Raw genomic sequence first — 22,830 nt, forward strand, 5'->3', positions numbered from 1 at the left:
AAGGTCAACTTACGCCAACATAGCGCTTGATCGCCGCAGGATCGGCGCGCAATTCCGCAACAGCGAGCGTCTCGCGGTTGCGGCCGTTCTCGATGAAGGTAACGCGGTCGGCGAGCGACAGCACGGCGTCGACCCGCTGCTCGACCAGGATGGTGGAAACGCCAAGCTCGCGCAGCCGTGTCACCGTTTCACGGATTTTGGCGATCATCGATGGCATCAGCCCTTCGGTCGGCTCGTCCAGCAGCAGTACCTGCGGCTCGAGGCACAGCGCCCGCGCCATCGCCAGCATCTGCTGTTCGCCGCCCGACAGCGTGCCGGAGCGCTGCTTGAGGCGTTCGCGCAATAGCGGAAACAGGTCGAGCACGGCTTCGCGTGTCTCTCTGCCCTTGCCGCGCGCCATCAGGCCGATTTCCAGATTTTCCGCCACCGTCATTTCCGCAAACAGCCGTCGGCCTTGCGGCACATAGGCGACGCCGGCTTTAGGCACTTCATGCGCGGGAAGTGCTGTCAGTTCCTTCCCGTCGAGCTTTATCGAACCGCTTGCTGCCGGCACCAGCCCCATGATCGCCTTCAGCGTGGTTGTCTTGCCGGCGCCATTGCGGCCGAGCAGGCACAGCACCTCGGCCTTGTGCAGCGCGAGATCGAAGCCGTGCAGCACCTGCACTTCACCATAAAAACAGTCGAGCCCGGCAATGGTCAGCGCCTCAGCCATGGGCGGTCCCCAGATAGGCTTCCTGTACGGCTTCATCGTCGCGGATCTGCTCCGGCGTGCCCTCGGCCAGTATCTTTCCAGCGTTCATGACGGTGATGCGATGGGCCAGTTCCATCACCACTCGCATATTGTGCTCGATGATGAGCACCGTCGCCTCCTTGGCGATCTCGCGCACCAGCGGGATGAAAACATCGATCTCGGCATCGGCCAGCCCTTGCGTCGGCTCGTCGAGGATAAGCAGGCGCGGCTTCAGCGCCAGCCCCATCGCCACTTCCAGCAGGCGCTGGTGGCCATAGGCGAGTTGGCCGGCCGGCGTGTCTACACAGTCGGCAAGCCCGACCCGCGCCAGCGCCTCCATCACGCCTGTTCGTACAGCGCCCCTGCCGCGCCCATCCTCCAGCGTCCGCTGCACCGGCAGGGCGACATTGTCATAGACGGTGAGGTTGGAAAAAACGCTGGTGATCTGGAACGTATAGGCGATGCCGAGCCGCACCCTGCGATGTGCGGGAAGGTCGGTGATATCGATACCATCGAAGGTGATCTTTCCACCCGAAGGTTCGATACGGCCGCAGACCAGGCTGACGAAGGTGGTCTTTCCGGCCCCGTTCGGCCCGATGTTGGCACGGATTTCGCCCGGCATCAGCGAAAAATCGACATTGTCCACCGCGCGCAAGCCGCCAAAATCGCGCGACAGTCCTGTCGTGGTCAGCAACGGCGTCATGGCAGCCACCCCAGCCAGCGCTGGCGGATGGTGCCCAACACACCTTTCGGGAAAAACAGCACCAGAAGGATCAGCGCCACGCCGACGACCAGCAGATAGGCCGAGGTGTAGAAGCTGGTGAGGTCGATGACGTAATACATGAACAGCGTGCCGACCAGCGGTCCGAGCGTGGTGGCCGCGCCGCCGAGCAGCACCCATAAAAGCGGCAGGATCGAATATTGCACCGAGGCGAAATTGGAGCCGACATAGCCGAACAGCAGCGCATAGGCGGCCCCGGCGGCGGCGCAGATGGTGCCGGACAAAACGACCGCCGCAAGCTTGGTGGCGAAAGTGTCGTAGCCCAGCATTTTCGTGCGCTCTTCGTTCTCGCGGATGGCCACCAGAACGCGGCCATGGCGGGAGCGGACCAGGGCTGACGTGCCAAGGAGGCAGACGGCAAACAGGCCAAGCGCCGCCATATAGCGCACGGTCGGGTGGATAAGGTCGAGCGTTGCCGAGCCGAGATGAAGCACGCGCGCCGCCTGCGGCACCACCACGCCCTGATCGCCGCCGGTCCATGGCGCGAAATAGAGGATGGCGAGGAAAAACGCCTGCGCGAACATCATGGTCACGATCATGAAGGCGACGCCGGTGGTGCGCAGCGCCAGCACGCCGACGGCCATCGCCAGCACCGTGCCGCAGAAAAGTCCGGCGGCGAACGCTTCCGGCACGCCCCAACCGAGATGCGCGACGGCAAGGCCCGCGCCATAAAGCCCGACTGAGAAGAACATCGCATGGCCCAGGCTGAGCAGCCCGACATAGCCGAACAGAACATTGTAGCCCATGGCGAACACCGCCAGCACCATGATGCGGGCAAGCAGGCTCTGGTGATAATCGGGCAGGATGAAGTTCAGCGCAAACAGCACGGCAATGACGCCGAGATGCAGCGCATGGACCTTGGCGGAACCCTCTTCCCTCATCGTGCGGTCGTCCCGAACAAGCCCTGCGGCCGGAACACCAACACCATGGCGACCAGCAGGGTGGCGATGATCTTGGCCAAGGTTGGCGAGAAGAACATCGAAACGATGCCGTCCGACAGCCCGATCAGCACGGCGGCGACGACCGTGCCGCGCAGTGAGCCGAGGCCGCCGATGATGACGACGATGAAGGACAACAGCAGCGGGTCCTGCCCCATCAGATAATGCGCCTGGCTGATCGGCACGATCAGCACCGCCGCGATCGCCGCCAGCATCGCACCAAGCGCGAAGACGCCGGCATAGACGCGGTCGACCGGAATGCCGAAGGCCTGCGCGATCTCACGGTCGTACTGCGTAGCGCGCATGACGAGGCCGATTTTGGTGCGGGTCAGCACCAGCCACGTCGCAATCAGGACCAGCGCCGATGCGGCGATGATCGACAGCTTGTAGCCGGAATAGCCGAACCAGGGCAGCGCGATGCGGAAGTTGAAGGGCGGCGGCACCGGGCGCGCCTCGGGTCCGTAGAAGGTCAGCGCCAGCTGCTGGATGATGTAGAGCATGCCGATGGTGGCAACGATCGTGGCTTCCGGGTTGTAGTTCAGCCGGCGCAGCACCAGTCGTTCGGCGACAAGGGCTACCGCCCCGACGATCAGCGGCGCGATCACCAGCGCGGCCGCGAAGCCGAGCGCCGGTGGGCCACCGATCATATCGGTGATCGCCCAGGCCAGCACCGCGCCCAGCATGAACAATTCGCCATGCGCGATATTGACGATGCGCATCACGCCGAACACCAGCGACAGGCCAAGCGCCGTCAGCGCCAGCACGGAACTGGTGACAAGACCTTCAAGGACGGCAAGCAGGAGATGGGGTCCGAAGGCCATTCAGGTGGCAGCCTCGGCCGGAGGCCATTGGCGGGAGGTATGGACTATGGCCAATATCCAGACGGCATCGTCACGCACCTCGTAAACCAGGCGATAATGCTCGTGGGCCAGTGTTTCCCGTGTATCCGGCAGCATCCCGGCATGTCCGGACAAAAGAAACGTGCCCAACCGCTCGGCGGTTGCTCCAAGGGCCTGGTCGACGCGCAACGCCGCGCGTGGGTTGTCGGTCGCGATATAGTTTCTGAAGTCAGCGCGGTCATCCTCCGCGTCGGATGACCACCCGACTTTCACGAATCAGTTCCGTCGATGCGACGCTGAAGCTCGGCACGCTGGGCAGCGGCTCTGGCTTCGACTTCCTCGTTGCTGGACCATTTGCCCTCGGCAATGGACTGTCTCGCTTTCTCGACCTTGCGGCGCAGGAATTCGACATAGTCCTTGTCCTGCTGGACGTAGTCGCGCATGAATTCGCGCACGATCTGCGAAGCCGGCCTGTCGGCCGCTGCGGCGGCGTTCATGAAGGCGTCGCGCAGTTCCGGTTCCAGCTTCAGGGTGAAGACGGCTTCCTTGGCCATGGCTCATCTCCGGATTGGTACTGACGATGTATATACGCCGTTAGTACCAATCCGGCAAGCAAGCGGCCTAAAGCGGCTGCGTCGTGTAGTCCGCTTCCGGCTCGTACATCCCGTCCTCGATCGACGTTCTGTGGATCACGTTCAGCCTGCCGTTTTCCAGCTTGGAAATATACTGGACGCCGAACACCTGGTGGATCTTGCCGTTGAAGATTTTCGGCCCCTGCGGGTGTTCCGGGCCTTCGGCGAAGTCGGTCAGCGCTTCCGTCGCCTCGACCAGCCTGGCGCGGTCCTCCGGTCCCTTGTAGGCGCAATCCTCCATCGCCTTCTTGATGACGTAGAGCGTTTCCCAGCATCCGAACATATGGCCGGCCGTGGAAACGTCCTTCGGGTTTTCAACGGCAGCGCCATTGTCGTCGATGCCGACGGCCGCGCGATAGGCTTTCTGCGCATCGGTATCATTGGCCTGTGCAAGCCGCGGCGAGCCCTCCCAGAAATGGCTGCCTTCGAGATATTCGAGACCGGGGCTGTTGATGTCGACGGCTTCCAGCGAATCGATAAAGCCGAACAGCTTTGGGCCGCTGTTGCCGTAGAATTCGCCCAGTTCCTTGACGAAGGTCAGCACCGCCGGGCCGACCATGACGTGATAGATCACGTCGGTATCGTTGGGGATCTGCGGAAAGTATTTGGTGAAGGACGATTCCGTCGGTGGAATGGCGATCCGGGCGATGACCTGCGCGCCGGCCTTTTCAAGCGCCGGCGGCAGGTAGTCGCGGTGATCGTAGCCGAAGGCATAATCTGGATAGATCATGGTGACTTTCTTGCCGGCATTGGCGGCGATCCATGGCGCCATCGACGTCACCTGCGCGCGCACGTCGGTAATGCCTGGCTGCAGGCACCAGCGGTTCAACTTGCCAGAGGCGACGTGATAGCCTTCGCTGACCACATAATAAGGGATCTTGAGTTCGCCCGCGGTCGGCGCCGAGCCGACGACGACATTGGAAAACAGCGTGCCATAGACGATGTCCGTCTGGTGCTGCTTGGCGAATTTCGCCACCACTTCCGAGCCCCGGCCCGCATCCGTGCCGTCGTCCTCGATGATGACCTCGACCGGTCGGCCGTTGATGCCGCCGGCGGCGTTGATGGCCTTGATCGCGGCGTCCGTGGTTCTTTCATACCAGTGGCCATAGGCGGCGCCGATACCGGTGCGGTGCGACTGGAAGCCGATCTTGATCGGGGCGGAATTCTGCGCCTGAGAATAGCGCACGAAGCCCGGAGCCGCGATCAATCCGGCGGCTGCGGCGATGCCTTTCAGCGCCGTGCGGCGGCTTGGCGTGGCTTGGCCAAGATCGAAAAAACCCTTCTTGTCAGGCATCGAACGTCCTCTTCTGGTGCTGACCGACCCCCCACGGGACGAAACGAACGGCACACAATCACCAATGCCGGATGATGGCAAGGCAGCTTATCGCGCGCCGTTCGAGGTTACTGGCAAGCGCTACGCGCTCACCGAAGCGGAATGGAATTTCAAACCTTGACGAGGTGCCTTGCGCGATCCTTCTTGCCGAAAATGCGCAAATAGCGCTCGATCTCGGCCGGATCGCCGGTAGCCTTTTCCGAATTGTCGGAAAGCTTCACCGCTGGGCGGCCATTGGCCTCGGTGACCTTGCAGACCAGCGATATGGCGTCGAGCCGGTTCGTCGGGACCGGGGCGCAATCCTCGAAGTCGTTGGTCAAATTGGTTCCCCAGCCGAAGGCCATGCGCACCCTGCCGTCGAAATGCCGGTACGTCTCGACGATCGTCTCGACCTCGAGCCCATCGGAAAAGACCAGCAGCTTCTGCTTCGGATCACGGCCCTTTTCGCGCCACCAGGCGATGATCCTTTCGCCGGCTTCGATGGGTGGCGCGCTGTCCGGGCGAAAGCCGGTCCAGTCGGCGACCCAGTCGGGCGCGTCGCGCAGGAAGGCGGCGGTACCGAAAGCGTCGGGCAGGACGATCAGCAGGTTGCCGCCATAATAGCGCTGCCAGTCCTGCAACACCTTGTAGGGCGTCTGCTTCAGCTCCGCTTCGGAATTGGCAAGAGCCGCGAACACCATCGGCAGTTCGTGCGCATTGGTGCCAAGCGCTTCCAGGTCGTTGTCCATGGCCAGAAGCACGTTCGACGTGCCGGTGAAGGCTTTGCCGATGCCTTCCTTCAGGGCCTCGACGCACCAGCGCTGCCACAGGAAGGAATGGCGGCGGCGGGTGCCGAAATCGGAAATATTGATGTCTGGCAGCACCTTCAGCAGATCGGTCTTCGCCCACATCTTGGCCTTGGCGCGGGCGTAGAGAACGTCGAGCGCGAACGGCCCGTATAGCCGCATCGCGGCGCGCGAGCGCAGTTCGTTGATGATGGCGAGCGCCGGGATTTCCCACAATGTCGTGTACATCCAGGGACCGGAGAAGGTCAGTTCGTACTGGCCGTCGCGCTTTTCCAGATGATATTCCGGCAATCGGAATTTCTCGAGCCACGCCAGGAATTCGGGCTCGAATATCTGCTTGCGGCCGTAGAAATTATTACCGCCCAGCCAGATCATTTCCTTCTTGGAAAAGCGCAGCGTGCGCGCATGGTCGAGTTGCTCGCGCAGTTCCCCTTCGTCGATCTCGTCGGCGAGCCGAACCGAGGTGGTGCGGTTGATCAGCGAGAAGGTGGTATCGACCTTGGGATACATGCCCCAGATCATCTGCAGCATCAAAAGCTTGTAGAAATCCGTGTCGAGCAGGCTGCGCACGATCGGATCGAGCTTCCAGGTGTGGTTGTAGACGCGCCGCGCAATATCGGTTTTTGCCATAGTGTTGTCGCCTTCATTGTCCGGTGACGGTCCACGGCAAGGCTCTTAGCATCGAAATTCGCAAAACGCTTCCCGCTTTGCCTTCTGGTCCGACAAAAAGTCCCGCGCCCGCCCCAATCTCAGGCCCCCAATCTCAGGCCCCCAATCTCAGGCTTGGCCGTCCGGCAGGGCGGTCGACCGGTAGGTCAGCATCGGCAGCCGGCCGCGGCGCAGCCAGCGCAGCAGCAAAAGCACGGCGACCACGGCCAGCCCAGCCGACAGGCCGATCCAGATGCCGACGCCGGCAAAGCCGAAATGGAAGGCCAGCACGGTGCCGAGCGGCATGCCGACGCCCCAATAACCGAACGCGGCAATCATCATCGGCACGCTGGTGTCATGCAGGCCGCGCAGCATGCCGGCACCCACCGCCTGCGCGCCGTCGACGATCTGGAACAAGGCTGCGAAAACCAGGAAAGTGGCCGAGATCGCGACGACTTCGGCGTTGGCGACGTTGTCGACATCGATGAACATGCTGATGAGCAAATGCGGCACCGAAATCATGACCAGCGCGGCCAGCGCCATGAACCCGACGCCGACGCCGTAGCCGACCCAGCCGGCGCGGGTGACGCCGGCCGGATCGCCGGCGCCGTAGGCCAAGCCGACGCGTACCGTTGCGGCCTGGTTGACGCCGAGCGGCACCATGAAGGAGATCGAGCAAAGCTGGATCACGATGGCATAGGCGGCCAGCGACGCCGCCCCGATGATGCCCATCAGGAACGCAGCCGCATTGAACAGGGTGGTTTCGAACGCCATCATCGCGGCAATGGGCAGGCCAAGCCGCATCAACTGCCTGAAACGCGGCCAGTCCGCCCGCCAGAAGCGGCCGAACAGGCGGTAGCGCCGGAAACGGCGATCCAGCGTCACGACCAGAGCCATGCCCAAAAACATGGTCAGGCTGGCGATGCTGGTCGCGATGCCCGAACCGACGATGCCCATGCGCGGAAAGCCGAAATGGCCGAAGACAAGCGCCCAGTTTCCAACCAGGTTGACGCCCACCGCGACGAAGGCGACGAGCGTTGCCCAGCCAGGACGCTCAAGCGTGGTGATGAAGGAGCGCAGCACGATGTAGAAGTAGAAAGGCAGGAGGCCCCACTCCAGCGCGCGCAGATAGGCGCCCGCATCGGCCGCAAGCTGAGGTTCCTGGCCCATGGCCAGCAGGATGGCCTCGCCATGCCACAGCAGGAACCAGATCGGAATGGCGATGAATACCGCCGCCCATAGCCCCTGGCGCACCGTCCGGCGCAGGTCGCGCACCGAATGCCGGTTGCGCCCGATCTCGCGCGCCATCATCGGCACGGTGGCCAGCATGAGGCCGAGGCCGAATATCATCGGCGCGAAATAGAGATTGCTGCCCAACGCGCCGGCGGCGAGCGTGCCGGCGCTGACGCGGCCGAGGATCATCACGTCGGTCACGGTCATGGCCGTCTGGGCAAGATTGGTCAGCACCATCGGCCAGGACAGCGCCAGCGTCGCCCTGATTTCCGAACGCCACAGGTTTGCCGCCGCTGGCGCGCCGGCTCTGGTCATAGACATTTCGCAACTTTCAGACGGCACGTCGGCGCAAAGCCGGAAGCCGCAGTTCAAACGGCAAAACCTTCGGTTCCGCAGCGCTAAGAGATTGCTTTTGACTGAACCGCGACATTTTGGCAAGACATGGCCGGCCGGCAGCGATTGAGCCAGAGGACGGGGGCTATGAAACGCTCTAAACGAGCGCGTCCAGCGCCTGTCTTTGCCGGTGCATTTCCAGGAATATGCGATAGTCGCGGTCGAAGCGTCTGGCGGCGGAAGGATTGGGCCGGCGCGTCTTCGTTTCCTGCTGCATGGCCAGGCCGGCAGCGTTGAGGTCCGGATAAAGGCCGGCGGCCGTGGCGGCGATCATGCCGGAGCCGATCAACACGGCATCGTCCACCACAGGCTCGACGACGGTGCAGCCGGTGGCGTCGGCATAAAGCTCCATCAGCAACGGGTTCCGTGTATGGCCACCGGTGACATGGAGCGTATCGATCAGATAGCCGTTCTCGTTCAGCGCTTCCAGCACATGGCGCACGCCGAGCGCAATAGACACCGCCGTTCGCCAGTAAAGTCGACACAGGCTGTCGAAGGACGCGTCCAGCGTCAGGCCGCTGACGACGCCGACGGCATGCGGGTCGGCCAGCGGCGAGCGGTTGCCATGGAAGTCGGGCAGCACATGCAGGCGTCCGGCAAGGTCGAGCCCTTCTTCGGCGCGCAGTTTCATGATCCGCGTGCCGATCCTTGCATGGGCAGCCGCATCCGGTTCGCCGCCGGCGCCATGCCAGCGGATGACGTGGTCGAGCAGCGCGCCGGTGACGGACTGACCGCCTTCCGAAAGCCACAGGCCCGGCAGCGCCGCGCCGTAATACGGCCCCCATACCCCGGCGAAGGGCTGCGGCTCCGGTGACATCGCCATGACGCAGCTTGAGGTTCCGGCAATCAGCGCCAGATGCCGCCCGATGTTTTCGGCGTCGCCGGCAAAGCCGGCCAACACGCCGAGCGCTCCGGCATAGGCGTCGATGACGCCCGCGCCGACACGACACTTTTCGGTCAGGCCTAATGCCGCTGCGGCCTCCGGCAGAAGCGGCCCAAGATCGGCTCCGACCGGGCTGGCCTTCTGCGGCAGGGCGCTGCGCTCGAACAGGCCGGAAAGGCCGACGCAAGCGAAAAAATCGCGCCGCCAGCTTTGCTCCTCATGCGCCAGATATGTCCATTTGGCGGTTAGCGTGCATTGCGACCGCGCCAGCGATCCGGTCGCCTTCCAGCCGAGAAAATCGGTGAGGTCGAAGAAATACCCGGCCTTTGCCCAGCTATCGGGCAGCTTGCGCTTCAGCCACATCAGTTTCGGCGTCTGCATTTCCGGCGACATGACGCCGCCGATGGAATCAAGCACCGCATGGCCGCTATGGGTGCACTCGTCGGCTTCCGCGATGGCGCGATGATCGAGCCAGGCTATGGTGTCCCAGCGCGGATCGCCGCCAGTCGAGACGCTGAGCTGGCCCCCGTCGCGGCCTCGCATGACCAGCGAGCAGGTCGCGTCGAAGGCAATGCCGACGACCGCGTCCGGCTCGATGCCGGCTTTTTCACGAGCCATGCGCACCGCAGCGCAGACGGCCGCCCATATATCCTGCGAATCGTGCTCGGCGTGGTCCGTCTTGGGGCGGTTCATGAGGATCGGCTGTTCAGCCCGGCCAAGCAGCGTTCCCTGTGCATCCAGAATGCCTGCGCGGGCGCTCCCTGTCCCGACATCGACTGCGCAGACGAATCCGCTAATCAAGGCGCATTTCTCTCGTTTCAGGCTGAAGTGCAGCAACTGGCGAGACTATAAGGGCCGTTGCATCGGCGCAAGCCGCTTGGTCGACCGGCGCGCTCCGAAAGGAAGTTCCCGATCAGAGCGTGCCGGCCAGATAGCGCGTCAGGGTCTCGCGCGCGCCCTTTGCCCACAATTCGTCGAGCGCATGTGCAAACGCTACCGTGAAAGCTTCCGAGCGGCCGACATCGCCATAGATGTCTTCCATGGCCAGCCACGCGGCGGGCGCGTCCTTGGCCGCTTTCGCGGTCGCTTGCAGCCTATCCCAGCTTGGGTCGTTCGGCTCGATGACCGCGCCTGAATCGGTGGTGCCGAAGCAGTAGCGGCACCACAGCGCGGATTCCAGCGCCAGGCCGGCAATGCTCTTGCCTGCCTTCAACCGGTCGGCGATGGTCGGGATGATGAATTTCGGCTGGCGGTTGGAGCCGTCGAGGCAAAGCCGGCGCACCGTGTCGCCAATCTTCGGATTGGAAAAGCGCTTGTCGATGAGCTGGTAATAGTCTTCGAGGCTGGTGTCGGGGACGGGCGGCACTGTCGGGATGATCTCGTCATGCTCGAGCTTGTCGAGGAAGCCGCGCACCAGTGGTTCCTGCATTGCCTCATGGACGAAATGGATATCCATCAGGCCAGCCGGATAGGCGATCGCCGCATGGCCGCCATTGAGGATACGGATCTTCATCAACTCGTAGGGCGCGACATCGGGCACGAACTGGACGCCGACCTTTTCCAGCGGCGGGCGGCCATCGGTGAACTTGTCTTCCAGCACCCACTGCCGGAACGGTTCGCAAAATACCGGCCAATTGTCCTCAACACCGAATTCGTCCGCCAGAATTTTGCGCTCGCGCTCGGTGGTGGCGGGCGTGATGCGGTCGACCATGGAGTTGGGGAAGGCGACATGCTCGCCGACCCAGCCCGCCAGATCCTCGTCGATCAGGCGGGCCAGCCCGACGACGCCGTCGAAGGTGACATGGCCATTATGGGGGATGTTGTCGCAAGACATGACTGTGAACGGCACGATGCCATCGGCGCGGCGGCGCGTCAGCCCGGCCAGGATGATGCCGAACACCGTTTTCGGCGCGGCCGGGTTGCGGGCGTCGCTCACGATGTCCGGATGCGTCGGATTGAACTGGCCGGAGGCCGGATCGATGAAATAACCGCCCTCGGTGATGGTCAGCGATACGATTTTTATGGCCGGATCGGCCAGCCGCTCGATGATGGCGGCGGCATCGCCGGGCGTCAGAAAATCGATCATCGCGCCGGTGACGCGGGCGCTCATATGGCCCTCGTCCTGCTCGACCACGGTGGTCAGCCAGTCCTGTTCCTCAAGCTTTCCACGGCCGATCTTTTCGCCGTCGAAGACACCCGCGCCGACCAGCGCCCAGTCATGGCCCGTGCCGGAATTGAACAGATCGTCCAGATAAACCGCCTGATGGGCGCGGTGGAAATTGCCGACGCCGAAATGCACGATGCCGGCCCGTAGCGCCGACCGGTCGTAGCGGGGCTGGGCGACGGTGGCGGGGAGGTTCGCCAGACTGGAAGAAGAGAGTTTTACGGTCATTTCAGCAACGCTTTCTCGTTTCGCGCGGCATCTCCGACCCCTTCGCCCCTTGTGGGAGAAGGTGGATCGGCGCGCAGCGTCGAGACGGATGAGGGGTGACGGACGGAGCGCCAGGCTGGAACACCCCTCATCCGACCTCGCTCCGCTCGGCCACCTTCTCCCACAAGGGGAGAAGGAAATTCAGCTCATCCCCATCAGCTCATCCATTGGCCGCCGTCGACATTGTAGGTCTGGGCGACGATGTATTCGGCCTCCGCGCTGGCGAGGAACACCGCCATCCCGGTGAGGTCCTCGGCCTGGCCCATGCGGCCATAGGGGACGCTATCGCCGACGAGTTTCTTCTTCTCGCCACGCGGGCGGTTTTCGTACTTTGCAAACAGTGCGTCGACGCCGTCCCAGTGCTCGCCGTCGACCACGCCCGGCGCGATGGCGTTGACGTTGATGCGGTGTTTTATGAGGTCGAGCCCCGCCGATTGGGTCAGCGAGATGACGGCCGCCTTGGTGGCGCAATAGACGGCAACCAGCGGTTCGCCGCGCCGCCCGGCCTGGCTCGCCATATTGATGATCTTGCCGCCCTTGCCCCGCGCGATCATGGAGCGCGCGGCCATCTGCATCATGAACAGCGTGCCGGCGACATTGACCGCAAACAGCTTGTCGTAGCTGGCCTTCGAGATTTCGACGATGGGGGCGGCATCGAACAGCGCGGCATTGTTGATCACGATATCCAGCCCGCCGGTCCGCTCCTCCACAGCCTTGACCGCGGCTTCGATAGAGGCGAGGTCGGTAACGTCGAGCTTTACGGCATACGCCTTCTCGCCCAGTTCGGCGGCGGTCTTTTGGGCCGCTTCCAGATTGATGTCGGCAATGGCGACGGTCGCACCCTCGCGAAGATAGGCTTCGGCAAAGGCCCGGCCGATGCCGCGCGCCGAGCCTGTTATCAGCGCCGATTTGCCTGCCAGCCGCATGTCAGATCGCCTTCCCGTCCGCACCGAAGCGGTGCAGCTTGGTCTGGTCCGGCGTCAGATAGATGATATCGCCGTGATGGGCCGCCATCTCGCCGTCGGCGCGTACCGTCAGCGGACCGACGTCGTCCGTCTGGACATGGAGGAAAGTGTCGGAGCCGAGATGTTCGGCAACGCCGACCTTGGCTTTCCATTCGCCGGCAGTGGTCGAGATTTTCAGATGCTCGGGCCGTATGCCGATGGTCTTGGCGCCATGTTTGGCGGCTGGCGCGCCCTCGATCAGGTTCATCTTCGGCGAGCCGATGAAGCCGGCGACGAATAGATTGGCGGGCGTCTTATAGAGCTCCATCGGCGAGCCGACCTGCTCGATATTGCCGGCGTTCAAGACGACGATCTTGTCGGCCATGGTCATCGCCTCGACCTGGTCGTGGGTGACATAGACCATGGTCGTCTTGAGCTGTTGGTGCAGTTCGGAAATCTCCAGCCGCATGGTGCCGCGCAATGCTGCATCGAGGTTGGAGAGCGGCTCGTCGAACAGGAAGGCGCTGGGGTTGCGCACGATGGCTCGTCCGATGGCGACACGCTGGCGCTGGCCGCCGGAAAGCTGGCCTGGCCGGCGTTCGAGATAGTTGGTCAGGTTCAAGACGCGTGCCGCGTCCGCCACCTTCTTGTCGATCGTCGCCTGGCTTTCGCCGGCCATCTTCAGCGGGAAGGCGATGTTCTTGGCGACGCTCATATGCGGATAGAGCGCGTAGGACTGGAACACCATGGCCAGCTTGCGCTTGGCCGGAGCCTCGCCGGTAACGTCGCGGCCATCGATGTTGATGGTGCCGCCGCTGGTGTCCTCAAGGCCTGCGATCAGCCGCAGCAGTGTAGACTTGCCGCAGCCGGACGGGCCGACGAAGACGACGAACTCGCCATTCTCGATGACCAGATCAAGGCCGGGGATGATGACGGTCGACCCGAACGACTTGGACACGTTCTTGAGCGTGATGTTTCCCATGATTTCCTCCCCAAAGGGCTAATCGGATCGTTACTTTACGGCGCCGAAGGTCAGGCCGCGGACCAGTTGCTTCTGGCTGAACCAGCCCATGATCAGGATCGGCGCGATGGCCAGCGTCGAGGCCGCCGAAAGCTTGGCCCAGAACAGGCCCTGCGGACTGGAGAAGGAAGTGATGAAGGCGGTGAGAGGTGCTGCTTCCGTCGTCGTCAGCCGGATCGTCCAGAAGGATTCGTTCCACGCCAGGATGATGTTGAGAAGCAGTGTCGAGGCGATGCCGGGCACCGCCATCGGCGTCAGCACATAGACGATCTCGCCCCACAGCGACGCGCCATCCATGCGCGCAGCCTCCAGGATTTCGCCCGGAATTTCGCGGAAATAAGTGTAGAGCATCCACACCACGATCGGCAAATTGATCAGCATCAGCATGATGGTCAGGCCGATGCGGCTGTCGAGCAGGTTCCAGTCGCGAAAGATCAGATACATCGGCACCAGGACGGCTACGGCCGGCATCATCTTGGTGGACAGCATCCACATCAGGATGTCCTTGGTGTGCCTGGTCGGCGAGAAAGCCATCGACCACGCCGCCGGTATGGCGACGGCCAGCGCAAGCAGCGTCGAGCCGACCGAAATGATCACCGAATTCATGAACGGCTTGAAGTAGTTGTATTGCGACTGCACCTCGGAATAGCTCTCCAGCGTTCCCGACGGGATCAGGCTGAAGCCGGCGATCGCCTCCGTCTCCGATTTGAAGCTGGTGATGATCGTGTAGAGGATCGGAAAGAAGATCAGCAGGGCAACCGCCCATGCCGCGATGGTCCAGCCGATCTTGGCCTGTGTCGAGACTGCGCGTGCCATCTGGTCTCTCCTATTTGTCGAGGTTCTTGCCGACGGCGCGCATCAGGAACAGCGCGACGACATTGGCCAGAACAACCGCGATGATGCCGCCGGCCGATGCTCCACCCACGTCGTAGCCGAGCAGCGCGGTGCGGTAGATCAGGAACGGCAGATTGGTCGAGGCATAGCCGGGGCCGCCATTGGTGGTGACGAGGATTTCGGCATAGACGCTGAGCAGGAAGATCGTCTGGATCAGGATGACGACGGTGATGGCGCGCGCCATATGCGGCAGCGTCAGATGGATGAAGCGGCTGACGAAGCCGGCGCCGTCCATTTCGGCTGCTTCCTTCTGTTCGCCGTCCAGCGATTGCAGCGCGGTCAAAAGGATCAGCGTTGCGAAAGGCAGCCATTGCCAGGCAACGATGATGACGATGGACAGGAGCGGGTGCTGGCCGAACCAGTCGATCGGCTGCAGGCCGAAGAAGTGCGCAACATCGGCGAACACGCCGTATTGCGGATGCATGATCATGTTCTTCCACACCAGTGCCGCCACCGGCGGCATGACGAAGAAGGGCGAGATGACCAGGATGCGAACGATGCCCTGGCCGAAGATCGGCTGGTCGATCAGCAGCGCCAGCGCGATGCCGCCGATGACGGTGATGAGCAGCACGCCCACCACGATGACCAGCGTGTTCCAGATCGACTGGAAGAAGGCCGGGTCGCTGTAGAAGAACCGGTAGTTGAACAGCCCGGCAAAGCCGGTCTGGGTCGGATCGAGCAGATTATAGTTCTGGAAGGAGAACCACAGCGTCATCGCCAGCGGCACGACCATCCAGATCAGGAGGAGAATGACCGAAGGCGCCATCATGAAGCGCGCGAGCGTACCGGTCTGCCGAGTAGCCATGGCGATCACCCTGCATCGAACAGATTGAGGTTTTCATCGATTGGGAAAGTGGCCGCCCGGATGGGAACCCGGACGGCCAAGGCACCGGGAGGTGGCCTTATTTGATGTATTTGGCGCGGGTCATTTCGCGCACCGCCGCCGCCTGCGCCGCCGCCAGGGCGTCGTCGACGCTCGACTGGCCTGCCAGGGCTGCCGAGAAGATCTGGCCAACCGTGGTGCCGAGTCCCTGGAATTCGGGGATCGCCACGAACTGCCCGCCCGTATAGGGAACCGGCTTCACGCTTGGCTTGGTGATGTCGGCGGCATCCATCGCGGCAAGTGTCGGGCCGGCGAAGGCAGCGGCCTTCTGATATTCGGGGTTTTTATAGAGCGAGGTGCGGGTTCCGGGAGGGGCCGAGGACCAGCCTTCCTTGGAGGCGACGAGTTCGGTGTAGCCCTTGCTGGTCGCCCACGACACGAACTTTTCCGCCGCTTCGGCCTTTTTCGTGGATGCCGGGATCGCCAGGTTCCACGACCACAGCCAGTTGCCGTGATTGTCGACGCCTTCCTTGTTCGGGAAGATCGCGAAGCCGACCTTGTCGGCGACGGTGGAGTTCTTCGGGTCCGACACGAAGGAAGCCGCCACCGTGGCGTCGATCCACATGCCGCACTTGCCTTGCTGGAACAGCGTCAAATTCTCGTTGAAGCCGTTGGAGGAAGCGCCTTCCGGCCCGGCGTCCTTCATCAGCGTGACGTAGGTGTCGAGCGTGCTCTTCCATTCCGGCTGGTCGAATTGCGGCTGCCACTTCTCGTCGAACCAGCTTCCACCGAAGGAATTGTCCATGGCCGTCAGGAAGGCCATGTTCTCGCCCCAGCCGGCCTTGCCGCGCAGGCAGATGCCGTTGATGCCATTGGCGCGGTCGGTCATCTTGCGAGCCGCGTCGCCGATGAATTCCCAGGTCGGCTTTTCCGGCATTTTCAACCCGGCCTTTTCGAGCAGGTCGGTGCGGTACATGATCATGGCGGATTCGCCGTAGAACGGAGCCGCATAGAGCTTGCCATCGACCGACAGGCCGCCACGAATGGACGGCAGGATATCGTCCACATCGTAGTCGCTACCCAGATTGTCGAGCGCGAGCAGCCAGCCCTGCTTGGCCCAGATCGGAACTTCGTAATTGCCGATCGTCACCACGTCATACTGGCCACCCTTGGTGGCGATGTCGGTGGTGACGCGTTCGCGCAGCACGTTCTCTTCGAGCGTAACCCACTGCAACTGGATGTCGGGATTCTTGGCGGTGAAATCGTCCGTCAGCTTCTGCATGCGGACCATGTCGCCATTGTTGACGGTAGCGATGGTGATGGATTCGGCATGTGCGGCGAACGCGAATGCGCTTGCCGAACACAGGCCCAGGATGAGCGTGCGCAGTTTCATGAATTCCTCCCAAAACCAAGAATGAGCAATTGCCTTGGTGATGAGCAATTATTCACTGTCGATTGAGCATGTCAAGTCGGATTCGTTGTTGCATTGCACTCGCCTCCGCGCATCCGATGACCTTTTCGGCAGAGGGACGACTATCGCCGGCAATCAGCCTTCGGCGAGAAGGGCCGCGGCGGTTCGTTCGTCGGTGATCAGGCCGTTGACCAGCCGCCGGTTCACGGCCGCAAGAATGCCCGGCAGTTTCAGGTCGCCCATGGCGAGCGCTACGACCAGCGATTTTTCGCGTGACGGCAGCGGCGCGGAGGCAACGCGATCATTGGTGACGCCATCGATCAGCCGGCCTTCGCGGTCGTACACCCAGCCGACGATCTCGCCGACGCCGCCGGCCTTTTGCAACGCCTTCAGTTCGCTCTCGGTGATGAAGCCGTCTTCATAGAGCGGCGCCTTGGGGCCGAGGTCGCCTATGCCGACGAAGGTGACGTCCGCCTGTGCGGCCAGCGCCAGCGTCGGCTGGATCATCGGCTGGCTGAGCAGCATCTCGCGCTCGTCGCGCGATGACGCGATGACAGGCAGCGGCATCGGGAACGAACGCGCCTTGATCCGGTCCGCCATGGTGAAGATGACGTTGTAGAAGGCGGCGGAGCCGTCTGGCGCGATATTGCCGGTCAGCGAAACGATCTTGTGCTGCGGGCATTCCATCGGCGGCAGCTGCCCGATCGCCGCCTTGAGCGTGCGCCCGGTGCCAATGCCCATGACGATGGGCTTGGGCGAGCGCAGCCATCGCTCTATCTGGCTGGCCGCGACCTCGGCAATGCCGATCGTGATGGAGGAGGAGCCCGGCGCGCTGGGTGCGACATCCACCAGGTCGAGCGCAAAGCGCGACTTGAGGCGTGTGGCGAGTTCCAGGCAATTGGCGATCGGATGATCGACCCGGACCTTGATCAGGCCCTCCGACATGGCCAGCGATACCAGCCGCTGCGCCGTCTGGCGCGAAATGCCGAGGGCGGCGGCAATCTGGTCCTGGGTATGGCCTGCAACGTAATAGAGCCAACCGGCGCGCGCCGCGTCATCGAGCCTGCTGTTTTCGGGCTGGGCGTTCATTCCGGCTTTCCTCCGTGCCGCATCTTCGCAGGATTTCTTTTTAAGAGCAATTGCTCGTTAAGTGTGTCAATTATTCATTGTCTGAAAGATGGCTTGGCTCAGGAAAGGGCACTCGAGGCTGATAAAGCCTGTGAGCGTTGGGCAGGCAAGCGGATTTCGCACGACCGGGCGTTTCAATGCCCGGTCGAAATGGTAGAGCGTTCCGGACGAGTCTGGCGGGCGCTGGAAAAGCGAGGATTGAGCAATGATACCCAAAGCGGTGTTCTGGGACATGGATGGAACGCTGACCGACAGCGAGCCCTTGCACGAGGCCGCGCTGGTGGCGGCGCTGCGCAGCGCCGGCATCAACCCGCCGGACGATCTGCATGACCGCGTGCTTGGCGTCTCCGCCTGGCCGGTCTATGAGATGTTGCGCGACGAGCACGGCCTCACGCTGCCGTTCGACGAGTGGATCGTGCGCAAATACGACCACTATATGCCGCTGGTTGATCAGCTGAAGCCACGCCCCGGCGCCATCGAGATATTCGAGGAACTTCGCAAGCGCGGCGTGGCTCAGGCGGTCGTTTCCAACTCGGACCGGCTGATCGTCGATGCCAATCTTCACGCCGTAGGTCTCGCTTTTCCCGGCATGAAAACGGTCAGCCGCAACGATGTGCGCGAGGGCAAGCCGCATCCCGAACCCTTCTTGCGCGCCGCGTGGCTGGCTGGCGTCGACCCTTCGGAAGCGGTGGCGATCGACGACAGCTGGACCGGCGCTTCGTCCGGCCTGGCAGCCGGCATGAAGACTATTTTTTGGCCCGAAAAGCCCATGGAAGGGCCGAACGGCGCGGTCAATTTGACCAGCGTCGCCGAATTGCGGGCCGAACTCGGCCTTTAGGCCGTGCCCTGGGCCGACCCCGGAGACCGCCCATACGTAGCGGTTTTCACTGCGCCCGCAGGCTGATAGGCTTTTGCCTCCAATGGAGGTGACGGCGATGGCGATCAATCTCGATGTCCTGATGAACGCGAGCCGTCGGCATGAGGGCGGTCCAGACGGTAGCGGGACATTCGTTGCGCCTTTGGACGGCATCGCGCACGTCTCCGGCGAGCGGACGGTGCCGCTGCTGGACAAGACCATTCCCGAGCTGTTTGCCGAGACCGTCCGGGCTTATGGCGAGCGCGAGGCTGCTGTTTTCGCCGGCCAGGAAAAGCGGTTCACCTGGAACGAACTGTCGGAAACGGTGGATGCGTTTGCCGCGGGCCTGCTTTCGCTGGGACTGGAAAAGGGCGAGCGTATCGGCATATGGGCGCCGAACCGCTGGGAATGGCTGGTCACGCAGTTCGCCACTGCGCGGATCGGGCTGATTCTCGTCAACATCAATCCGGCCTACCGGCTGACCGAGCTGAAATATGCGTTGAACAAGGTCGGCTGCAAGGCGCTGGTCACGGCTGCCGCGTTCAAGTCCTCCGACTATATCGGCATGCTGCAGACGCTGGCGCCGGAACTTGGCGCCACCGAGCCGGGCAAGCTCGAAGCGGCGGCATTGCCGGCCCTGCGCATTGTCGTACGCATGGGCGAGGACATTACCGCCGGCATGGTCAATTTCGGCGATGTGCTGGCCATGGGCGGTCTCGACGAATACGAGCGGCTGGATGCCATATCGGAGGAGTTGAAGCCCGACGACTCCATCAACATCCAGTTCACGTCCGGCACCACCGGCGCGCCCAAAGGGGCTACCCTGACGCACCGCAACATCGTCAACAACGGCAATTTCGTCACCTCGGCGATAAAGCTGACCGCCGAAGACCGGCTTTGCATCCCGGTGCCGTTCTACCACTGTTTCGGCATGTCGATGGGCTCCATGGGCTGCGTCACCAAGGGCGCGACCATGGTGTTTCCGGGCGAGGGGTTCGACCCCGGCGCGGTGCTGAAGGCCGTCGCCGACGAACGCTGCACCGGCCTTTACGGCGTGCCGACCATGCTCGTGGGCATGCTCGACCACCCCGATTTCGCGTCGTTCGATCTGACCAGCCTGCGCACCGGCATCATGGCCGGCTCGCCTTGTCCGATCGAGGTGATGAAGAAGGTCGTGTCGCTGATGCATATGAGCGAAGTGACCATCGCCTACGGCATGACGGAAACCAGTCCGGTGTCGTTCCAGAGCAATGTCGATGACCCGCTCGAAAAGCGCGTCTCGACCGTCGGGCGCATCCAGCCCCATGTCGAAGTCAAGATCGTCGGCATGGGCGGCGTCACCGTGGCCGTAGGCGAACCGGGCGAATTGTGCACGCGCGGCTATTCGGTGATGAAGGGCTACTGGCAGGACGAGGAAAAGACCCGTGAGGCCATAGACGAGGACGGCTGGATGCATACCGGCGATTTCGCGACCCTCGATGCCGAAGGCTACTGCAACATTGTCGGGCGCGTGAAGGACATGGTCATCCGCGGCGGTGAGAACGTCTATCCGCGCGAGGTGGAGGAGTTTTTGTACCGCCATCCCAAGGTCAAGGAAGTGCAGGTATTCGGCGTGCCCGACGATAAGCTGGGCGAGGCGCTTGCCGCCTGGATCGTGCTGGCCCCCGGCCAGAGCGCAACGGAAGATGAAATAAAAGCCTACTGCAAGGGCCAGATCGCCCACTACAAGATACCGCTCTACATCCGCTTCAAGGACAGCCTGCCGATGACGGTGACCGGCAAGCCGCAGAAATTCATCATGCGCGACGCCATGATCGAGGAACTCGGCTTGAAGGTTGCGAAAACGGCCTGAAGCAAAAAAGGCCCCGTGAGGGCCTTTTTCGTTGGATCTGGAAGGCCCGATCAGTCCTTTTCGAACACGCCGCACTTGGCGACGACGCCGGCAATGGCGCCGCCGATCAGCGGGGCTACGATGTAGAGCCACAACTGGCCGATCGCCACGCTGCCCGAAAACAGCGCCGGTCCGATAGACCGTGCCGGGTTGAGCGAATTGCCGGAAATCGGAATGAAGCCGAAGTGCAGCACCGCCAGCGTCAGGCCGATGATCAGGCCGGCAAGCGGGGTCATGTGCTTGGCGCTGGTCGAAGCCAGGATGACGAGGACAAAGGTGAAGGTGGCGATCACCTCGATCAGGAAGATCGCCGAGATCCCCCATTTCGTCGGGTCCCATGTCGTTGCACCGAGGTTCGTGACCGGATCGCCGACCTTGCCGGCAACGATGGCCCACAAAGCGATGCTGGCAAGAATGGCGCCCACCACCTGCGCGATCCAGTAGGTTATGACGTCCCTTGCGGGCAGCCGGCCGGCGAGGAAGAAGCCCAGCGTCACCGCCGGATTGAGATGCGCGCCCGAAATCGGGCCGATGGCATAGGCGGCCGCGACCAGGCCCATGCCGAAAGCAAGACCGATGCCGATACTGCCAAGCGGCAAGGCATCGCCCATGCCGCCCGTGACGATTGCGGCAGTACCGATGAAAACAAGCAAGAACGTGCCGAGCAATTCGGCAAAAAATAGCTTCATGTACCCTCTCCTGGTATGGGAATGGATCCGTCCGGGTCCCACCTTCGAATCACCGCGAAAGATTAGGCCTCGCGCGTGACATTGGGAAGCGCGGCTATTGTGCGGACCCGCTCGCTTGTGCATGCGGGCCGCGCGCTTTACAGCAGAACCGAAATCGACAAACGGCGGCAAACAACATGCGACTTGGCGGAAGGCTGGCGGCAGCCATCGAAGTGCTGGAAGACATCGGCCGGCGGCACCGGCCGGTGGCGGACGCGCTCAAGGATTGGGGCCTGTCGCATCGCTTCGCCGGCGGCGGCGACCGCGCCGCCATCGGCAACATCGTCTATGACGCGCTGCGGCGCAGGCGTTCGGCCGGCTGGCTGGTCGGCGAGGAGACGCCGCGCGCTTTCGCGTTCGGCGCGCTTTTGCTGGAAGGAGGCCGCACGGCGGCATCCCTGAATGCAGCCCTTGAGGGCGACAAATTCGCGCCGCCGCCGCTTGACGATGCCGAATTGAAGGCAATCGAAAGCCGGCAGCTCGACGACGCGCCACCGGAAATCCGCGCCGATATTCCCGACTGGTGCGTGCCGCTGTTCGAGCAGGCTTTTGGCGCGGATTGGGTGGAGGAGGGGGCGGCCCTTGCCGCGCGTCCGCCGCTGGACATTCGCGTCAACACGCTACGAGCCGACCGGGAAAAAGTGCTGGCCGAACTGGCGCAGACGGGTGCCAGCGCCAGCGCCATCGCGCCGCATGGCATCCGCATCGCACCCATTGAGGCAGACGGCCGCCATCCGAACGTACAGGCGGAGCCGGCTTTCCAGAAGGGCTGGTTCGAGGTCCAGGACGAGGGTTCGCAACTGGTTGCCGAACTGTCGGGCGCAAAGGCCGGCATGCAGGTTCTCGACTATTGCGCCGGGGCCGGCGGCAAGACGCTGGCGCTTTCGGCCGCGATGGACAATCACGGCCAGGTATTTGCCCATGATTCCGAGAAGGTGCGCCTCGCGCCGATCTTCGAGCGCATGCGCCGCTCGGAAAACCGCAACGTGCAGGTCGTCACCAAGCCGTCCGAGCTTGCCCCGCTGACGGAGCGCATGGACATCGTCCTCGTCGATGCGCCCTGCACCGGCAGCGGCACATGGCGTAGGCGACCCGATGCCAAATGGCGGCTGACGCAAAGGCAGCTCGACGCGCGCAAGGCCGAACAGGCGGCGATCCTCGATGCGGCGAAGGCTTTCGTGAAACCCGGCGGGCTGCTCGTCTACATTACCTGCTCGGTGTTCGATGACGAAAACGCCGCTCAGACCGCCGCTTTCCAGGACCGTGCTCCCGAATTCGGGCCGGTCGATCATGACGCGCTGTGGCGCGCCCATTTCCCAGGCCATGAGGCTGCGGCACGGCTTGATACGAGCGGCGGAATTTCGCTGTCGCCGGCCCGCAGCGGCACCGATGGCTTCTATTTCTGCGCCATGCGCCGATCCGGTTGAATGCTGCATCGCAGCATTTGCGATTGCCTGCCGTGGCGACCTCTGCGATAAGCCGGCTATCGCAGCAGCGAGGATAAGGCT

Annotated in this window: 22 protein-coding genes; 4 read left to right on the forward strand and 18 right to left on the reverse strand. The window is 63.0% G+C overall.

Translation table 11 applies throughout. From position 1 onward, the window contains the following. Positions 1-4: 4 nt before the first annotated feature. The 7 genes from ACX3P1_RS02130 to ACX3P1_RS02160 form a co-directional block, all read right to left on the reverse strand. Positions 5-712 (reverse strand): ABC transporter ATP-binding protein, encoded by a 708-nt coding sequence (locus ACX3P1_RS02130; protein ID WP_459077867.1) that lies wholly within the window; start codon positions 710-712, stop codon positions 5-7. Then, positions 705-1,433, reverse strand: a complete 729-nt coding sequence (locus ACX3P1_RS02135) for an ABC transporter ATP-binding protein (protein ID WP_459077868.1) — start codon at positions 1,431-1,433, stop codon at positions 705-707. The genes ACX3P1_RS02130 and ACX3P1_RS02135 overlap by 8 nt, the downstream gene beginning before the upstream one ends. Beyond that, positions 1,430-2,392 (reverse strand): branched-chain amino acid ABC transporter permease, encoded by a 963-nt coding sequence (locus tag ACX3P1_RS02140; RefSeq protein ID WP_459077869.1) that lies wholly within the window; start codon positions 2,390-2,392, stop codon positions 1,430-1,432. The genes ACX3P1_RS02135 and ACX3P1_RS02140 overlap by 4 nt, the downstream gene beginning before the upstream one ends. Then, the gene (locus ACX3P1_RS02145; protein WP_459077870.1) at positions 2,389-3,270 is read right to left on the reverse strand and encodes a branched-chain amino acid ABC transporter permease; all 882 of its coding nucleotides are present in this window, start codon (positions 3,268-3,270) and stop codon (positions 2,389-2,391) included. Before ACX3P1_RS02145 ends, ACX3P1_RS02140 begins: the two co-directional genes overlap by 4 nt. Beyond that, on the reverse strand, positions 3,271-3,561 hold the full coding sequence (locus ACX3P1_RS02150; protein WP_459077871.1) for a type II toxin-antitoxin system RelE/ParE family toxin: 291 nt from the start codon (positions 3,559-3,561) through the stop codon (positions 3,271-3,273). Next, a complete protein-coding gene (locus ACX3P1_RS02155) occupies positions 3,558-3,842 on the reverse strand; it encodes a hypothetical protein (protein WP_459077872.1) in 285 nt (94 codons plus the stop codon). The genes ACX3P1_RS02150 and ACX3P1_RS02155 overlap by 4 nt, the downstream gene beginning before the upstream one ends. A gap of 67 nt (positions 3,843-3,909) precedes the next feature. Then, complete coding sequence (locus ACX3P1_RS02160) at positions 3,910-5,214, reverse strand: ABC transporter substrate-binding protein (protein ID WP_459077873.1); 1,305 nt, start codon at positions 5,212-5,214, stop codon at positions 3,910-3,912. On the opposite strand from ACX3P1_RS02160, the gene ACX3P1_RS02165 reads away from it, so the two are divergent. Beyond that, on the forward strand, positions 5,204-5,374 hold the full coding sequence (locus ACX3P1_RS02165; RefSeq protein ID WP_459077874.1) for a hypothetical protein: 171 nt from the start codon (positions 5,204-5,206) through the stop codon (positions 5,372-5,374). The two genes, ACX3P1_RS02160 and ACX3P1_RS02165, sit on opposite strands and share 11 nt — an antisense overlap. On the opposite strand, the gene pncB is transcribed toward ACX3P1_RS02165, so the two are convergent. The 10 genes from pncB to ACX3P1_RS02215 form a co-directional block, all read right to left on the reverse strand. Continuing rightward, positions 5,364-6,668, reverse strand: coding sequence for a nicotinate phosphoribosyltransferase (gene pncB, locus ACX3P1_RS02170; RefSeq protein WP_459077875.1), 1,305 nt, complete (start codon positions 6,666-6,668; stop codon positions 5,364-5,366). The two genes, ACX3P1_RS02165 and pncB, sit on opposite strands and share 11 nt — an antisense overlap. Before the next feature lie 147 nt (positions 6,669-6,815). Further along, positions 6,816-8,240, reverse strand: coding sequence for an MATE family efflux transporter (locus ACX3P1_RS02175; RefSeq protein WP_459077876.1), 1,425 nt, complete (start codon positions 8,238-8,240; stop codon positions 6,816-6,818). A 169-nt stretch (positions 8,241-8,409) separates the two neighbouring features. After that, on the reverse strand, positions 8,410-9,996 hold the full coding sequence (locus tag ACX3P1_RS02180; protein ID WP_459077877.1) for an FGGY-family carbohydrate kinase: 1,587 nt from the start codon (positions 9,994-9,996) through the stop codon (positions 8,410-8,412). Positions 9,997-10,108: 112 nt separating this feature from the next. Next, positions 10,109-11,587 carry a mannitol dehydrogenase family protein gene (locus ACX3P1_RS02185; protein WP_459077878.1) on the reverse strand — a complete coding sequence of 493 codons (1,479 nt, stop codon included), beginning with the start codon at positions 11,585-11,587 and terminating at the stop codon, positions 10,109-10,111. A 194-nt stretch (positions 11,588-11,781) separates the two neighbouring features. Next, positions 11,782-12,552, reverse strand: coding sequence for an L-iditol 2-dehydrogenase (locus tag ACX3P1_RS02190; RefSeq protein ID WP_459077879.1), 771 nt, complete (start codon positions 12,550-12,552; stop codon positions 11,782-11,784). A 1-nt stretch (position 12,553) separates the two neighbouring features. Next, positions 12,554-13,552: an ABC transporter ATP-binding protein gene (locus ACX3P1_RS02195; RefSeq protein ID WP_459077880.1), complete on the reverse strand. Its 999-nt coding sequence runs from the start codon at positions 13,550-13,552 to the stop codon at positions 12,554-12,556. A 30-nt stretch (positions 13,553-13,582) separates the two neighbouring features. Further along, on the reverse strand, positions 13,583-14,407 hold the full coding sequence (locus tag ACX3P1_RS02200; RefSeq protein ID WP_459077881.1) for a carbohydrate ABC transporter permease: 825 nt from the start codon (positions 14,405-14,407) through the stop codon (positions 13,583-13,585). 10 nt (positions 14,408-14,417) lie between these two features. After that, a complete protein-coding gene (locus ACX3P1_RS02205; protein WP_459077882.1) occupies positions 14,418-15,290 on the reverse strand; it encodes a carbohydrate ABC transporter permease in 873 nt (290 codons plus the stop codon). A gap of 97 nt (positions 15,291-15,387) precedes the next feature. Beyond that, on the reverse strand, positions 15,388-16,701 hold the full coding sequence (locus ACX3P1_RS02210; RefSeq protein WP_459077883.1) for an ABC transporter substrate-binding protein: 1,314 nt from the start codon (positions 16,699-16,701) through the stop codon (positions 15,388-15,390). 153 nt (positions 16,702-16,854) lie between these two features. After that, positions 16,855-17,808 carry a sugar-binding transcriptional regulator gene (locus ACX3P1_RS02215; RefSeq protein ID WP_459077884.1) on the reverse strand — a complete coding sequence of 318 codons (954 nt, stop codon included), beginning with the start codon at positions 17,806-17,808 and terminating at the stop codon, positions 16,855-16,857. 244 nt (positions 17,809-18,052) lie between these two features. Between ACX3P1_RS02215 and ACX3P1_RS02220 the strand changes: the two genes are divergently transcribed. Together ACX3P1_RS02220 and ACX3P1_RS02225 are read left to right on the forward strand one after the other, a co-directional pair. Next, a complete protein-coding gene (locus ACX3P1_RS02220; protein WP_459077885.1) occupies positions 18,053-18,685 on the forward strand; it encodes an HAD family hydrolase in 633 nt (210 codons plus the stop codon). Positions 18,686-18,782: 97 nt separating this feature from the next. Next, on the forward strand, positions 18,783-20,555 hold the full coding sequence (locus ACX3P1_RS02225; RefSeq protein WP_459077886.1) for an AMP-binding protein: 1,773 nt from the start codon (positions 18,783-18,785) through the stop codon (positions 20,553-20,555). A 50-nt stretch (positions 20,556-20,605) separates the two neighbouring features. On the opposite strand, the gene ACX3P1_RS02230 is transcribed toward ACX3P1_RS02225, so the two are convergent. Then, complete coding sequence (locus ACX3P1_RS02230; protein ID WP_459077887.1) at positions 20,606-21,283, reverse strand: MIP/aquaporin family protein; 678 nt, start codon at positions 21,281-21,283, stop codon at positions 20,606-20,608. A 176-nt stretch (positions 21,284-21,459) separates the two neighbouring features. On the opposite strand from ACX3P1_RS02230, the gene ACX3P1_RS02235 reads away from it, so the two are divergent. Next, complete coding sequence (locus ACX3P1_RS02235; RefSeq protein WP_459077888.1) at positions 21,460-22,749, forward strand: RsmB/NOP family class I SAM-dependent RNA methyltransferase; 1,290 nt, start codon at positions 21,460-21,462, stop codon at positions 22,747-22,749. Positions 22,750-22,830 lie beyond the last annotated feature (81 nt).

This window comes from Mesorhizobium sp. A623 (assembly GCF_054489405.1).